Source organism: Enterococcus sp. AZ020 (assembly GCF_050499205.1).
Classification (GTDB): domain Bacteria; phylum Bacillota; class Bacilli; order Lactobacillales; family Enterococcaceae; genus Enterococcus_L; species Enterococcus_L dunnyi.
This window is the reverse complement of sequence record NZ_JBIPAT010000001.1, coordinates 2,638,405-2,653,478: the sequence shown is the minus strand read 5'-3', so window position 1 is coordinate 2,653,478 and position 15,074 is coordinate 2,638,405. Positions and strand designations below refer to the sequence as shown.

General features: G+C 36.2%; 12 protein-coding genes. All 12 read right to left on the bottom strand.

Translation table 11 applies throughout. From position 1 onward, the window contains the following. Positions 1-15: 15 nt before the first annotated feature. The gene (locus IGI58_RS12740; protein WP_429953116.1) at positions 16-2,835 is read right to left on the bottom strand and encodes a MucBP domain-containing protein; all 2,820 of its coding nucleotides are present in this window, start codon (positions 2,833-2,835) and stop codon (positions 16-18) included. A 275-nt stretch (positions 2,836-3,110) separates the two neighbouring features. Then, positions 3,111-4,634 carry a helix-turn-helix domain-containing protein gene (locus IGI58_RS12735; RefSeq protein WP_429953117.1) on the bottom strand — a complete coding sequence of 508 codons (1,524 nt, stop codon included), beginning with the start codon at positions 4,632-4,634 and terminating at the stop codon, positions 3,111-3,113. Positions 4,635-4,962: 328 nt separating this feature from the next. Further along, positions 4,963-6,645, bottom strand: coding sequence for an FAD-dependent oxidoreductase (locus IGI58_RS12730; protein ID WP_429953118.1), 1,683 nt, complete (start codon positions 6,643-6,645; stop codon positions 4,963-4,965). A gap of 88 nt (positions 6,646-6,733) precedes the next feature. Beyond that, positions 6,734-7,297, bottom strand: a complete 564-nt coding sequence (gene ahpC / locus IGI58_RS12725; RefSeq protein WP_087639415.1) for an alkyl hydroperoxide reductase subunit C — start codon at positions 7,295-7,297, stop codon at positions 6,734-6,736. A 335-nt stretch (positions 7,298-7,632) separates the two neighbouring features. After that, positions 7,633-8,490 carry an alpha/beta hydrolase gene (locus IGI58_RS12720; RefSeq protein ID WP_429953119.1) on the bottom strand — a complete coding sequence of 286 codons (858 nt, stop codon included), beginning with the start codon at positions 8,488-8,490 and terminating at the stop codon, positions 7,633-7,635. 77 nt (positions 8,491-8,567) lie between these two features. Next, positions 8,568-9,194: an endonuclease III domain-containing protein gene (locus IGI58_RS12715; protein ID WP_429953120.1), complete on the bottom strand. Its 627-nt coding sequence runs from the start codon at positions 9,192-9,194 to the stop codon at positions 8,568-8,570. Beyond that, positions 9,184-10,161: a zinc-binding dehydrogenase gene (locus IGI58_RS12710; RefSeq protein WP_429953121.1), complete on the bottom strand. Its 978-nt coding sequence runs from the start codon at positions 10,159-10,161 to the stop codon at positions 9,184-9,186. The genes IGI58_RS12715 and IGI58_RS12710 overlap by 11 nt, the downstream gene beginning before the upstream one ends. Before the next feature lie 79 nt (positions 10,162-10,240). Continuing rightward, on the bottom strand, positions 10,241-10,921 hold the full coding sequence (locus IGI58_RS12705) for an O-methyltransferase (protein WP_429953122.1): 681 nt from the start codon (positions 10,919-10,921) through the stop codon (positions 10,241-10,243). A 189-nt stretch (positions 10,922-11,110) separates the two neighbouring features. Continuing rightward, positions 11,111-12,115, bottom strand: coding sequence for a lipoate--protein ligase (locus IGI58_RS12700; RefSeq protein ID WP_429953123.1), 1,005 nt, complete (start codon positions 12,113-12,115; stop codon positions 11,111-11,113). A 13-nt stretch (positions 12,116-12,128) separates the two neighbouring features. Then, a complete protein-coding gene (locus IGI58_RS12695) occupies positions 12,129-12,869 on the bottom strand; it encodes an MBL fold metallo-hydrolase (RefSeq protein ID WP_225533221.1) in 741 nt (246 codons plus the stop codon). Between the two features lie 122 nt (positions 12,870-12,991). After that, positions 12,992-13,789, bottom strand: a complete 798-nt coding sequence (locus IGI58_RS12690; protein WP_087639404.1) for a DUF975 family protein — start codon at positions 13,787-13,789, stop codon at positions 12,992-12,994. A 19-nt stretch (positions 13,790-13,808) separates the two neighbouring features. Continuing rightward, entirely contained in the window at positions 13,809-14,891 is a 1,083-nt protein-coding gene (locus IGI58_RS12685; protein ID WP_176372736.1) for a M42 family metallopeptidase, read from the bottom strand. Positions 14,892-15,074: the final 183 nt, after the last annotated feature.

Genomic DNA, 15,074 nt, shown 5'->3' with positions numbered 1-15,074 from the left:
CTTGATCCCCTTGTCTCATGGTTCTTGAACTAATTCCCAAGTGATTTCAGCTTTGTAACTTCCTTTAATAGCTCCGCTTCCTTTAGGAACAAGTAGTTTCAAACCCTCTTTTTTATCTGTTTGATTCGCCAATTCTAATTCATAATTCGTTTGTGGACGTGCTGTTCTATTCTTATAAATGATGACATTGTCCTTACTTGATATAGCTTGATCCGTCTCTCCATTGTTGTAAATGATTTCGGCATCTTTTAATACGTCACCACTTATTTCATGGGTAAAGGGTTTCGAGAGTAAACCATTAATTGTAAATTGCCCTCGCTTAAAACCATCACCCGGCGCTGTAGTTCCGCGCTTATCAGCTATATTCAATTTAAATGGACCTGTCGAAGCATAATCTAATTCTTGATCACGAGACTGAATCACACCTGTTTTAAAAATCATTTCATCTGTTGCACCTAAGACTACTTGTCCTTTGAAGATGTAGGTTCTTTCATTTTCTCCTACAAGTATTTCAACTTCCTTTTCATCAGCTGGAGGTGCTATTAGTTCATACAGATCGTCAGTGATTGCTTTTAAAACTTTTGAAACCTCTATTTCTGCAGTTAAATCAACAAATTCTTTTGGTTTCTTTAAAAGTGTAACGACAGGTTTGATCTCTCTGTTATCTTCGTCTTTAAAATAAATGTTTAATTCGACTTCACTTTTACGATAGAATAATTTGACTTTCTGAGCCTCTTTTTTGAAGCTTCCTGCTAACGGAGCTCCTTCTGAACGTACATAATCAAAGTCCGTAACTTCTTCATCAAGCGGATCAATTGTATAGGAATCTCCAATAATACCCGGAATCGTTTTATTCTCTTTGACCTTTAAGCCAGTTGAATCATCATAATATTCAACTACCACACTTGATTCATTTGATTCTGCATATAATTTATAAACATTTTTTGCAGCATCAAATGTTACCTTATGAGTTGCAGCAGTCAAAGAACTAGCACCCGATCCATTAAAATCTAATTTATTGTACTCGGTTGCCCCTAGTCGATCGCTAACAATTTTTAAGGCTTTAGCTTTTGTCAAATTTTCTCCATATTTTAATGAGGATAAACCTGAATCTTTTAATGAATAGTCTTTACCACTATATAATTGATAATTAGAACCAACAATCGTTTGTTTCAGTTCATAATTATCCGCACTAGTAGCAGCGCCTGCTCCTTTATATTTATAGACTTCTACAGCTGCTTCTGTATAAGGGTGGAACAAGTTAGGTAGTGTTTTGAATGGGCTATTATGTGCTTGATATTCCACTGCTGAAAAAGTTACTCCGTTCGTTTTCGTTCCTAATGTGCTTGTTGTTCCCATTACAGAAGAAATCGTATCATCAAAAACTGCTTTAAATGAGCCTGAATCTACAATGTCCGTATCTCCATCATTTTTATTTGCAATCGTTAATGACTTTTTCGTAGGTGATGTTAGAACTGGATTATTTTTTGACGTTAACGAAGATGCTACATAACCAAATTTCCCAAAATTTAAATCTGCTTGATATGCTCTTGACGGATTGATTGGCAGTGAGTCAGTAAAAAGCTTCATAAATTGAGCTGTTGCATTTGGTGCCTGAACTGCGTGTGGATCTGTACTTGTCTTATTTGTCGCCGTTACAGCCATCCAGTTCCAGAACTTTCTGCCTTTTGTTACATCATCTTGTAAACTATTATATGTTCCAGTTTGACCTGGACTTTCAACATTTCCTCCAGCCCAACGTGGTGCTCCTGTTCTAGGATTATAATTTCCCGAGTGATCGTATCTAACTGCAATATAAATCGGACCTTGATCTCCCGGCACAGGTATGTTGTTAAACCTTGTCAAAATGTCTTTGTAGTCAGTGACCACATTTTTAGCGATAGTATTCGTTGGTCGAGCTGAAAGTTGAAAATCAGATAAATAGATAATAACAGGAATGGCATCGGGATTCCTCTCCTTCTCCATGATTGGCACGATATACTCCAAGTTACCAACTTGATTATCTTCATCATAGGTCTTATCTTTTTCGAAGGATTTATCTATTATTTGTTCCCAGCCAGCGACATTTCCCAAAAATTCTTTTTGATTAACATCATCATTGATGGTTGTACTATTTCGCGTAGGCGAATTTAGACCAAATATTCGAATACGGCTTCCACTATAATCATTTAACACCAGCTTCGACAAGTTGATGATCATTTCTTTCCCGTGAAAACGAGGTATGGCAGGAACTAGCCCTGCAAGTGTTGGACTATTCATCGAACCTGACCAGTCCAAGACAAACATCACATCATATTTCACTTTCTTATTTTCTGGTAAACTCAATACAGTCGGCAAGTTATATTCCAAATCATATTGACCAGCAGCATTTGGAAAGTTATTCAACGCTTTAACCCAAGGATCTGTTTTTCCTAGCGTAGTAGCTGTTTCTAGTTTTCTCACCGATTCTATAAGCAACATTCGAGATAAATCTGAACTAACACCAGATTCTGCAGTCAAACTTGACTGAAATGCCTTGTCTAAGGCCGCCAACGCCCCCTCTGTCCATACCTTGTTCTCTTTGTATGGTCTATTTTTATCTGCGCCTTTTTGTTTATCTAAAAAGCTTTTGATTTCATTTTTAGCGGTAGATAGGTCCCCTACTTCCCAGTTTTTGTAGTTGGTATTCTCAATAATTCTTGATGTAGAACGGTTTTCTGCCTTGATTTGTGTTACATTTTTTGAGATGAATAAACCAACAACTAAGATACATATGATACTTATGACTGAGAATAAAATGGTTTTAGTCCCCTTTTTCTTTACAGTATTAATCATTTCACCCTCCTTTCTTTCTAAATTTTATGTATAATTCAGAGAAATCATACATATCTATTTCCATTTTTACCAAGAGTAAAAAATGAAATACGCAATCATAAAATAACGTAAGTCTAAATCGAAAGACTCTTTTATCCGTTATTTTTATCAATATTATATCTTTTTTGATACAATTCATTTATACACTTTTTTTCCGCAAAAAATAAATCATTATTTCCTCTACGTAGAGGAAATAATGATTTATTTTTTTTTGAGTAGGTGATACTATAATAATTTTATTTCATATTATCGTTTAGTACTCTTGACCAAGATTTATTCTTACTGATTTTTTTTGTTATTTCCTTCAATATTGCTTCGCATAAAATATCAAAATATTGCGGATCAGAAAATGTTGGTACATAAATTTTCGGTATATAATCTTCTTGGCTCAAGTAATTTTTATCAGAAACAATTATATCGGTTGATTCATCATAAACAGCAACAATTTCTACATTTTCAGCAAACACTTGCTTTATCTTTGCTTTTAAAATATCGGCTACATAGACTTTAGAAACTTGAACATGTATGCGAACTGTGATAATGTTTTCCAGTTCAACCCTAGATATAAGACTATACACCAATAAGAAAAGTTGGTTTGCCAATACTTCCCCTTTTTCCCCATGAAACCATTTGTCAAAAAATAAATTATTAGGAGTTTTTTGTTTCTTTGCGTCCATAAAGTCTTTAATTTTTCCTAGTAACTCTTTTTCATAACGTGTACGAGAATAGTAGTTCTCATCATATACATATAGAAATAGTCTGGAATCGATAAAACTAAAATAAGTATATAACAGAAATGTTGTTACATCTTGATTGATTAATTGGTGTCGACCACTATCATTATCGAAAAATTCCGATAGTATCTTTTGAACAAGGTAATCTCTAGTTTCTTTGAAATGTTTAAATCGCTTGATATCAATGACCATTGCTTCTTCTAAGTAAGAGGGCGGTACAATTAGTTGTCCTCGGATACAAAAGAAAAAAAGGAACTGAATTTCCTCTGTTTTATTTTTGAAATAAGGACAATATGTATCTACATAATTAGAAATTCCTTTGTAAATCCGTTCATATATCCCCTCCTTTTTAAATTTGATCTCTGTTTTTTGATCTAAGTAACAACCTTGACTATTTCTGATTTTACAAATAAATATCAACAAACATATCATATTTTTTTTTGACCTATCAAATTGCGTACTCTTAAACAAAGAATTGGTTAAGGACCGCTCTATATCACTATAGCTTTCTTCTGAAAATAACCATTTTGAATGGGCAAATGAGAAAAATAAGAAATAGAAATTGCGAATTCGGTATTCCTCCCCAATCAAGACGTTTTCTTTAGACAGTGTAAAATTGAATGTTTCCAAAATTTTTTTTAGCTGGTTTTTATATCGTGTAAACGTTGCTTCACTAATAAAATAAGTAGTACAAATTTTATTTTTATCAAGGTATCCTCGTAAAAGTAATTCTTTGATCATAATGTACATGATTGATTTTTCTAAATAAAAAAACGCTGTATCAGCTAAAGAAATATTAGATACAATAATCGAAATTATTTTACCATTCTCGTTATAATTAATCGTCATTTTTGTTTCATCAAGATACATATTATCTTTCAAAGAAAGAACGATTCCTCTAACTGTTTTATCTGACAAGCCTGTAGCTGCAACTAAATCTGAGATTTTTACTTCTTTCAATTCCTTGATTAAATATGCAAGTACTTCTATTTTTCTATTATCGGTATCATTGATAAATAGTTTCATAATTCCCCTCCTATTCTTCAACTTATATTAATTAATGTTCCTCTCACCTTGATGGCTCAACTTATCGAAGAAAAATGTTATTCCTTCTAGTCTATTGCCTCCACTGACTATGTTTGTCAATCCTTACTCATTATATAGTTAATAATGCAAATAAACACTAGTATACGATAAAAAAACAAAAATTTTTACGATCAAACAAGTTATCTTATAAAACTTTTAAATCTAATCCATAATCAATAAATAATCCAGTTACCAATCTTTTGATGATTGATAGCTGGATTTTTTCTTTAGAAGGTATTTCCCGAACTCTTTATCTATACAGAAGTCTCTATTTTTCTAAAATCTCAATGATTTCTTCCATGTTTTTAGATCCAAAAACAATGTCTTTATCATCAATGATCATTGCTGGTACACTCATGATTTTTTTCTCTTCTTTTAGTTCTGGGAAAACTCCGATGTCAATCATTTCTGCTTCGACATTGTGATTCAGTGATGCAATTCGCTGACATGAAGCTACGACATCTGGGCAATAATGACAAGTCAAAGAGACAAAAATTTGAACTTTCTTCTTAGGCAATCCTTTTATTTTAGCAACTACCGATTCTTCTATCGGCTGCCCTTCGCTCCCTACATTGTAGACAGCTAACACGATCGAGTTGACTTCATGACCACTTGGAATACCACTGAATTTGATACCAGTATATTTTCCTTGATCATCTAAAACAACTACACTTGGTAATTTATCAATGCCGTATTGCTCTTCTAGGTCAGTTTTCTCACCTTTTTGGATCGTTTCTAAAAGAATTTTGTCACTTAGTGAAGCGAACTCTGTTAAGAATGAATTCAATTCAAGTGATTTTTCTGCACTGCTGTCCATAACTTGCAGCAATGTTACATTTTTTGTTAGCTTGCCGAAGATTCCGCCAAGCTGTTCTCTCATCGCATCTGGGAACCAGGTACTGCTTCCGCTTGTTTTTGCTGGCTTTTGCTCTTTAGGTTTTACTTCTTTCTTTTCAGCACGTTGTTTTTCTAAACGGGCTTCCAAACGTGCATTAACGATTGGCAAACCAGCTTTTGTCTTTTCTTCTGTCACGTATTTTTGTGCACTTGTTGCTGCAATTGCACCATCTGCAACAGCTGTGACGATTTGGCGTAATTCTTTGATTCTAAGATCTCCGGCTGCATAAACGCCTGGTACATTTGTTTCCATATTTTCATTGGTTGGCACATAGCCGCGATCTAATTCGACTTTGCCTTCAAAGATTTCTGTGCTAGGTTTGTTTCCAGCAAAGACAAACATGCCAAATGTGCTGCCTTCTGGTGCTTCATAGGTTGTTTCTTCACCTGTTTCATTATTGAAAAAGACTGCTTTACGGACAAAATCATCTCCTGTGATCTCTTTTACCTCGGTATTATAGACGATCTTGATATCAGGATGTTGTTTTGCTGCTTCAGCTGTCAGCTTTGCACAAGTAAAATCAGGCTCACGAATGATCATCGTTACTGATTTCCCGTAACGAGTTAGATAAACGGCTTCTTCTGCCGCAGCATAACCGCCGCCTAAAACAAAAATGTCTAGTCCTTGGAAAAATTCACCATCACAGGTTGAGCAATAAGCGATTCCACGTCCAGTAAATTCGACTTCTCCAGGAAAACCGATTTTACGTGCAGAAGCCCCTGTAGCAATGATCACTGCATATGCTTGATAGGTTTTAGTTGCAGACTTTACTGTTTTAACTGTCTGACTCAAATCAACATCAATGATTTCATCTGTTGTAAAATCCACACCAAAATCTAAAGCTTGTAACCGCATATCTTCCATTAATTCTGGACCTGTTGTTGCTCTGATCGCTGGGTAATTCACGATTTCAGATGTAGTTGTCACTTGTCCGCCGATTTTATCTTTTTCGATGATCAATGTATCCAACATCGCCCGTCCAGCATAGATCCCAGCTGATAAAGCAGCAGAGCCTCCGCCAATAACGATCAAATCATAAATTTCTTGACTCATATATTTTCTCCTGTCTCCTTTTTTAAAAGAAGCCGAACCAGAAGTTTGTACGCTTCTGTCTCAGCCTCTAAGTTTTACTATTAAAAAATTAGATTTTACCAACTAAGTCTAAGCTTGGCGCGATCGTTTCTTCACCTGGTTTCCAGTTTGCCGGACAAACTTTATCTCCGTGTTCAGCAACAAATTGAGAAGCTTCCAGCTTACGAACTAATTCGTCTGCGTTACGGCCGATTCCCATATCGTTGATTTCGTATGATTTGATTTCGCCTTCCGGGCTGACGATGAATGTGCCGCGGTATGCTTGACCTAACTCTTCATTTAAAACACCGAAGAAACGAGCGATTTTACCGTTTGGATCAGCTAACATCGGGTATTTGATTTTGCCGATCGTGTCTGTTGCATCTGCCCATGCTTTGTGGACAAAATGGCTATCTTCTGATACAGAATAGACTTCACAGTTCAACTCTTTTAAGTGGTCGTAGTGATCTTGCATATCCCCTAATTCTGTTGGACAAACAAATGAAAAGTCAGCTGGATAAAAGAAGAAAATGCTCCATTTGCCTAAAACATCTGCTGTACTAACTTTAATAAAGTCTCCATCTTGGTACGCGTCGCATTCAAAATCCAATAATTTTGTGTTGATTAAATTCATTTATTTTTCCTCCTAATTTTTATGTACTGAATGAAAGCTTGACTCTTATAAAATTAAAAGACAAACTGACTTCAGCAAACTTTTTTTCCTACAATCTTAGCCTATCAGTTTGAAATAATTGTGTCAATAGAATTATTATAATTTAGTTATTTTATCTTTGATATTTCAAGCTTCTCTTTGAGAATATACAAGCTTCATTCTCAATAACATCAAAAAAGGGAGCTTAAACAGAATCCTATTGATTTTTACATAAAGTAATGAACCATTTCTCTTGGCTTAAATAAAAAAACAACAGAAATAGAAATGAACGTTTTTTCATTTCTACTTCTGCTGCATTACGTCTCCCAAAAGAAGGCTTGTAGCTGTTTGATGAATTCTTCATTTTCAACCAGCTCGCTATGTTTAGTCCTTTCTCCCTGAATCAATAATTCTTGGTAGTCAGACACATTTTCTTGGTAGATCATACTTCCAGAAAAAACACTTTGAACTGGAACAGTTCCATCTGTGGCACTATCTTCGATTTCTCCAGCAATGTTCAACATGTCGATCGTTGAAGGAATCTCATGACGATTTTGGACGTAGCTCTTTAGTAACTGACTAACTTGCTTCACTTCGCCAGCATTAGTTACTGTATCATTCTCTTTATCAGAAGTTCCATTATACGGTGTTCCTAAAGTGATCAGCTTATTCAATTTAGGATTTTCTGTTAAAATAAAGTTTTCTAAATAGGAAGTGATCACCAATCCGCCATTGGAATGCCCAAAATAATTATAGGTCTTAAAGATATATTTCTTTTGAATAGCTGTTAATGCTTGTTGATACCATTTTCCCTGAACAGCTAATGTGTCGTCACTACTATCTTCAAAAGCAATCACAATGATCGGATGCTCAGATGATGGTGAAAGTTTTCCACTGAAAGAAGTTGTTCCATCAGTTGCTACTGTTACTTTTAAAACTTCTGACTGTTCATTTACTTTTAAAGCTTTGATCAAGCCATCAAAGCGATCCACTGTTCTGTTAGTTCCAGGAACCATGATCGTTGGTGTTTGAATGGGTATTGGCTGATTATTTTCTAGTGATTTATCAGCAAATACCGTCAGACTTTTTTGTCCTAAAAAAATGAACAGCAACATGATCGTTGCCATTGAAAAAAGTTGAATCATCCAGCTTTTAACTGTTCTCTCCTGCTTCATTGCGATACCTCCTGTTCCAAAAGAGCATATACCTTGAAACTTAAATGAACATTAAAATACTAGGATACAACTTCTTTTTATGCTAAAAGGAAGTTTTCATCCATCTTCTTATTTCTAGCGAACTGTTTTCCATGAACATCAATTGCTGCATGCCATTCTTTACATAAATGATGGGGAATTTGCTCAGTCAAATGATTGAATTCTTTACGCATCGCTTCATAATTTTTGTAAGGACCGTAACCAAAGCGGGCAAACAAGCGCATAGCATATTGATCTGCAATAAAGACATTTCTTTCAAAGATGTATAAAAGCATCGCATCGGCGGTTTCTCCTCCCACACCTTTGATTGCTAAAAGTTCTTTTCTAAGTATATCTGTCGGATAAGAACGAAATTTGTCAAGATCAGCATCATGTGAAGCAAACCACTCGATCAACGCCTTGATATAGCTACTTTTTTGTTTGTAAAAGCCTGCTGGACGAATCAATTCCTGCAACGTGTCTAGATCAATCATCAGTAGAGACTCCACAGTAAGATGAGGTGTCAGATTATCTAATGCTTTATTCGCATTTTTTTCAGTTGTTTGCTGGATCAAAATCATCGATACCCAGTCAGCGATTCGATTCTCCTGTTCCCACCAATACTGATATCCGTAATGAGCCACTAAATTATTCAATATTTTTATTTTTTGTTCATCATTTTTCATCAATTTCGATTCCTTCATTTAAGATAATCACTTTCCCCAAGCTACCGCTGCTTTGTAAATATTCATGTGCTTTTGATAATTCTTTGAGTTGAAAAATTTTTTCTGGTTTGATGTTTATCTTATTTTTATCTATATAAGTCAATAATTGAGTTAATTTTTCACTATCGACATTCCCAGAATAAAAGCTTGTTAAGTAGCTGTTCCTTTTCAGATCAATGATTGGATCAAAGTTTTCAAGGAACCACTTTCCTCCTAACTGACCAGTGCTGCATAAAATACCGCCTTCGTTAAGATAGTTAAAACTATCTTTGATCGTTGCCGGACCAATCAATTCTAAAATTTTGTCGTAAGAATTAGCTGTTTGTAAATACCCATTTCGATCTTCGATCACATGATCAAAACCTGCTGCGAGCAATTTCGTTTGTTTATCCATCTGTCTGCTGGTCCCGTCTACCACGATTTTAGGATATTTTCCTTTTAGTAATTTAAGAAATGCATTGCCTACTCCGCTTGTTGCACCTCTTACGAGCACCTTATCTGTTGGCTGTATATTTAAGTTTTGCATAGAACCAAACGCTGTGTAATAGGTTTCTGGGATCGTTGCTAAGGTTTCCCAAGAAAGCTTAGTACAGACTGGATAAATCTGTTCATTTGGTAATAGCACATATTCTGCGTAACTGCCATCATAGGCTCGGCCCATTTCTCCCATGATCGAAACGACTTTTTGCCCTAGCGGCAACTTAACTGGATCTGTTGTTTCTTCGATCACACCCACACATTCAATACCTAAAATGCGAGGGAACTTGACTGAAGGAGACTTTCCTTCTCTTGTAAAAATTTCTGAATGATTGATGCCAAACCCCATCACCTTGATCAATGACCAACCTTCTTTAAGTGTTGGCGTTGGAACAGTTTCATAAACTAAATTTTCAGGTCCTCCTGCTTCATAAATGACAACCGCTTTCATTCCTCTTTCCTCCTATTATTTGATTGTGGATGTAGAAAAACTCAGACCAAATGATGCTATTTTGATCTGAGTAGATGAATTATTCAGTTAGCTCTTTATTTTTAGTGATCATGATCACACCATCACCTAACGGTAACAGAGTTGAAGTCAAATCTGGATGAGTCATCACAGTATCTAAAAATTGATTTAGCTTTCTGTGGATCGTCCGCTGGCTGCGGGGGATCTCTTCGATTGGATCTAAGATCGTTCCTGCCTGAAACACATCATCCACCATTAAAACACCACCAACACGTAATAAACGCAAACATTCAGGTAAAAACTCAATGTACTTTGATTTTGCACTATCCATAAAAATAAAATCATATGGACCAGTTAATGTAGGTAAAATCTCAGCAGCTTGTCCTTCAAGTAGTGTGACTTTCTCCTCTAAACCTAAGCGTTCATAAGTAGCTTTCGCTTTTCTGATCATGACATCAAATCGATCGATCGTCGTGACATGTCCTTCTTCCCCGACATACTGTGCCATCAAACTAGAAGAAAAACCGATCGCAGTCCCGATTTCCAAAATATTTTTGGGCTTCATTTGATCTAAAAAAAATTGTAAAAAAACCACTGTTTCATGAGGAATGACCGGAACTCCAGCTTCGTGAGCTTCTTCTTCGATCACACCTAATTCACCTTCGATTTTCTTTTGTTTATCTCGCATAAAATCGACAAGTTCCTTTTTGACAACTGGTCGATGCATCATTTCATTTCGCATACATTTCGCTCCTTTTCGCTTCTTTATTATACGAAGAGATAGCATTGATGTCAAAAAAGAATGTAGAGCAAAACCAAAAATCAGTTTTGTTCCACACTCTTTAAATTTAAGTAAACAGCTAACAAAAAGCAGTCGATAAGCGACCTCTACTTGGCTTATAAGGTCGATTTCTTTTCTGTGTTGTCCTATTTAGTATAACAATGAGACTAGATCGGCTTTTTCGATATTACCGAAATATTTCTTCACATCGATTTTGTCGACAGCTTCTTCGATCGCTGCTTTTTCATATTTTGTGCCAGTTAGAATTTCTTCGACATCTTTGATTTCACCTAAGCCAAAGAAATCACCGAAAATTTTGATTTCTTTGATTTCACCGTCTTCTACATTCATTTGAGCATCGATTGCACCAATTGGGAAGCGATGGCGGCGTTCTAAGTTGAATGCAGGAGATTTGCCGTAGTTCCAATCCCAATTACGGTAATATTCATCAGATATTTTATTGATTTTTTTCCAGTCATCATCAGTCAATTCGTATGTTTTTACTTGATCCACAGAATCTACTCCAAAGATTTTCAATAGAATGTCCTCACGAAATTCTTCTGTCGTCATTCCTTGTTTTTCTTCGGGTAAGAATGGTTTGATATTCGTTACACGTGAACGAACAGATTTGATTCCCTTTGATTCAATTTTATCTTTGCGAACTTTTAAAGCGTTGACTACTTCGTCAATATCGCTATCAAACATCAATGTTCCATGAGCAAACATTCTACCGGCAGTCGCGTACATCGCGTTGCCTGAAAATTTCATGCCGTCGATCACTAAATCATTACGACCTTTTAATTCAGCTCCGGAAACACCAAGCTCATGCAAGGCTTGAATGATCGGCTGCGTGACTTTAGCAAAATCACGGAAGGAATTGCCATCATCCGGCATGATGAAGCTGAAATTCAGATTGCCATGATCATGATACACCGCACCACCACCGCTTAAACGACGAACAACATGGATCCCTTTTTCATCTACATATTCTTTATTGATTTCTTCGATGGTGTTTTGATTACGACCAATGATGATCGATGGATCATTGATATAAAATAATAATATCGGTTCATCCAATGGCTTTTCTTTTAGAAGATATGTCTCGATTGCTAAGTTTACTCTTGGGTCATTATTTTCATTTGGTACAAAAATCACACTCGCTCACTCCTTAAATAGTAATAACTAAATTTTTCTCTGCTAAACAAACTTCTACTTGATCTCCAGCTGCTTTTTGCGCTTGCTCTTTTAGCTCTTCTAACGAGCCATGTTGAGGCAAATGAGTCAAAACAAGCGTTTTAACATGAGCAGCTTTAGCGATTTCTCCTGATTCTTTGGACGTGAAATGAGCATGATGTTGTTCATTTCCTTCAAATAAATACGTATCCGCTAAAAAGACATCCGCATTTTCAGCAAAATCAATAAAGCTTTCTAAGTAACCTGAGTCTCCCGTATAAACAAAAACCTTGCCTGTTTTTTCCTCTACAAAACGCATAGCATAACAAGGAACTGGATGGATCGTTTTCATAAAGGTAATCAAAAATGGCCCTATTTTTAATTCTTCAGCCTCAAAATAAGGCACCGCTTTTGACACATTCGGCATATTCAATGCCTCAAAATGAATTTGATCATCTGTATGTCCATAAATCGGTAAAATAGGTGTCGGTTCCATCACCGGATATAATTGGCGGTAATACTGCAATACACCTAGATCAGCGATATGATCATGATGGTAGTGAGATAAAATCACAGCATCAAGGGTCAAAGGATCGATATGCTCCTCCAAATTTACAAGCGTTGTACTTCCTGCATCTAATAAAAGCTGAAACCCATCCGATTCCAACAAATACGAACTTGTTCCTTCGCCTTTATATGGATATGCGCCTAAACAGCCTAAAACGGTAATGTTCAACTCCATCGACCTCCTTCATTCTTCTCATCCTTATGGTAACATAAAAATGGAAAATAACGGGAAAGAATTAACTGAGGAAACAAAAAAAGAGCATGCCTATTGAAAGACAGCTCTAGTTTATATTAATCAATAACTTTTGGTGCTCCTTTTTCATCACGGGATGTATCATAAAAGCTTGCAATTGCTACATCATGATAAGGGATCACCCATAGTAATCCGATACCAAACACTAATGTTCCAATAATAAACCACCCAATAAATGAAAGCTGTAAAAGTAAATATTGACCAAAACGGCCTTTCATCAAGAACAGCGCGTATTTAAGTGCATCACTAACTGACAGCTCAGGATCATCCATTTTCACCCAAACAGCGAATTGGAACACTCCGCTAACAAACACACTGATCAAGATCATCAACAAACCAAAAATGATCAATAACAAAGCTAAGGAAATATCCCCAGTCATTTCAGTTCTAAATTGGTCGACTGTCACTGTATTGAACATCAAGCCAAAATAGATCGTCGCACCATATGAGATGAAAATCGGCAATAACACAAGTACGTTCAACACAAGCTCAATAATAGTCTGAGTAAAATTGATCAATAGCATTGGCAAATAGAACTTCCCTTGAAAAATCGCTGTCAGCATATTTGCCTGCACACGCTTGCCGCGAAGGACTTGCAGCGCACAAAAATACGTACCATACGTAATCGCAAAAAACAGAAAATTATTCAGTAAAAAAGACATCACATTATTTCCTGCACTATCTTGCGGGAAGTTAGCGATCCCTCCCACGACTGAACCAATAATAAATCGAATAAAAACCGCCAAAAAGGTGATCCAAGCCATCGTTCCCCATTGATTCTTCAAGGAAATCCGTGCTTGCTCTCGATGCATAGCATTTGTAATTTGACTTTTCATAAACAAAAACCTTTCTTAATTAATACTCACGGATCTTCGCAACCGTTTCTTGATCCAATCGCTTGATCACTTCTGTTACTAATTTAACTGTATTCAAATAATCATCTTCATGGATCATTGATGTATGTGAATGTAAATAACGAACCGGTACTGTAATCGCCAATGAAGGAACACCGTTTCGAGTCAAATGCATTCTGCCAGCATCCGTTCCTCCGCCTGTGATAACTGTATATTGGAAAGGTATATCATTTTCCTCCGCTACCTGAATCACAAAATCACGCAGTTTTTTATGCGGGATCATCGATGCGTCAAAAATCAAAATTTGTGGTCCCTTACCTAATTCAGAATCAGCTTCCTTCGGTGTCATGCCCGGTGTATCTCCTGCTGTTCCAGTATCAAGTGCGAATGCGATATCCGGATCAACTAAATGAGTACTGGTTTGAGCACCACGCAGACCGACCTCTTCTTGTACATCACTTCCAGCAAAGATAACATTAGGGTGCCCTTGCTCAGCTAGATTTTCCAACACTTTCAATGATACCGCTGTCCCGATACGATTATCCCAAGCTTTAGCCAACATAAATTTTGTATCATTCATTCGACGATATTCAATATATGGTGTGATCATATCCCCAGGTCTGATGCCCCATTCAGCAACTTGTTCTGAACTTGACGCACCAATATCGATAAACATATCCGCCACTTCATATGGCTGTTTTCGCGCATCCGGTGTTAATACATGAGGTGGTTTCGATCCGATCACTCCATGAAACAGCTTGCCTTTTGTAGTTTTGATCTGTACTTGTTGTGCCAGCATCACTTGTCCCCACCAGCCGCCAAGCGTTTGAAATTTGATAAAACCTTTATCCGTGATTTGAGTCACCATAAAACCAACTTCATCCAAGTGACCTGAGAAAAAGACTTTTGGTCCTTCTTTATCACCGATACGTTTAGCAATGATACTGCCTAATCCGTCATATATGATCTTATCTGCAAAAGGCTCCGCATATTTTTTGAACAGATCTCTGACCTCTCCTTCATTTCCGGGTACACCTTTGGCATTTGTAAGCTCGATCAGCATTTGTTCTTCTTTTTGATCCACAGTATAAAACTCCCTTCCTGAATAGTTCCTCTAGTATTATACCATTCATTTTTAAATAAAAATAAAGAAACTATTTGTTTTTACTTTAAATGATTCATTTTCAGCATCGTTTGATATGCTATAATGATACAAATTTACTAGTTGGCTTTACTCAATAAAAGAAAAATGAATAAGGGAAGGAAA

Excerpts from the sequence above, each read along its gene's own strand:
- IGI58_RS12715 (WP_429953120.1), bottom strand. The coding sequence starts at position 9,194 with ATGAAAAATGATGAACAAAAAATAAAAATATTGAATAATTTAGTGGCT.
- IGI58_RS12730 (WP_429953118.1), bottom strand. The coding sequence starts at position 6,645 with ATGAGTCAAGAAATTTATGATTTGATCGTTATTGGCGGAGGCTCTGCT.
- IGI58_RS12705 (WP_429953122.1), bottom strand. The coding sequence starts at position 10,921 with ATGCGAAATGAAATGATGCATCGACCAGTTGTCAAAAAGGAACTTGTC.
- IGI58_RS12740 (WP_429953116.1), bottom strand. The coding sequence starts at position 2,835 with ATGATTAATACTGTAAAGAAAAAGGGGACTAAAACCATTTTATTCTCA.
- IGI58_RS12720 (WP_429953119.1), bottom strand. The coding sequence starts at position 8,490 with ATGAAGCAGGAGAGAACAGTTAAAAGCTGGATGATTCAACTTTTTTCA.
- IGI58_RS12690 (WP_087639404.1), bottom strand. The coding sequence starts at position 13,789 with ATGAAAAGTCAAATTACAAATGCTATGCATCGAGAGCAAGCACGGATT.
- IGI58_RS12735 (WP_429953117.1), bottom strand. The coding sequence starts at position 4,634 with ATGAAACTATTTATCAATGATACCGATAATAGAAAAATAGAAGTACTT.
- ahpC (WP_087639415.1), bottom strand. The coding sequence starts at position 7,297 with ATGAATTTAATCAACACAAAATTATTGGATTTTGAATGCGACGCGTAC.
- IGI58_RS12710 (WP_429953121.1), bottom strand. The coding sequence starts at position 10,161 with ATGAAAGCGGTTGTCATTTATGAAGCAGGAGGACCTGAAAATTTAGTT.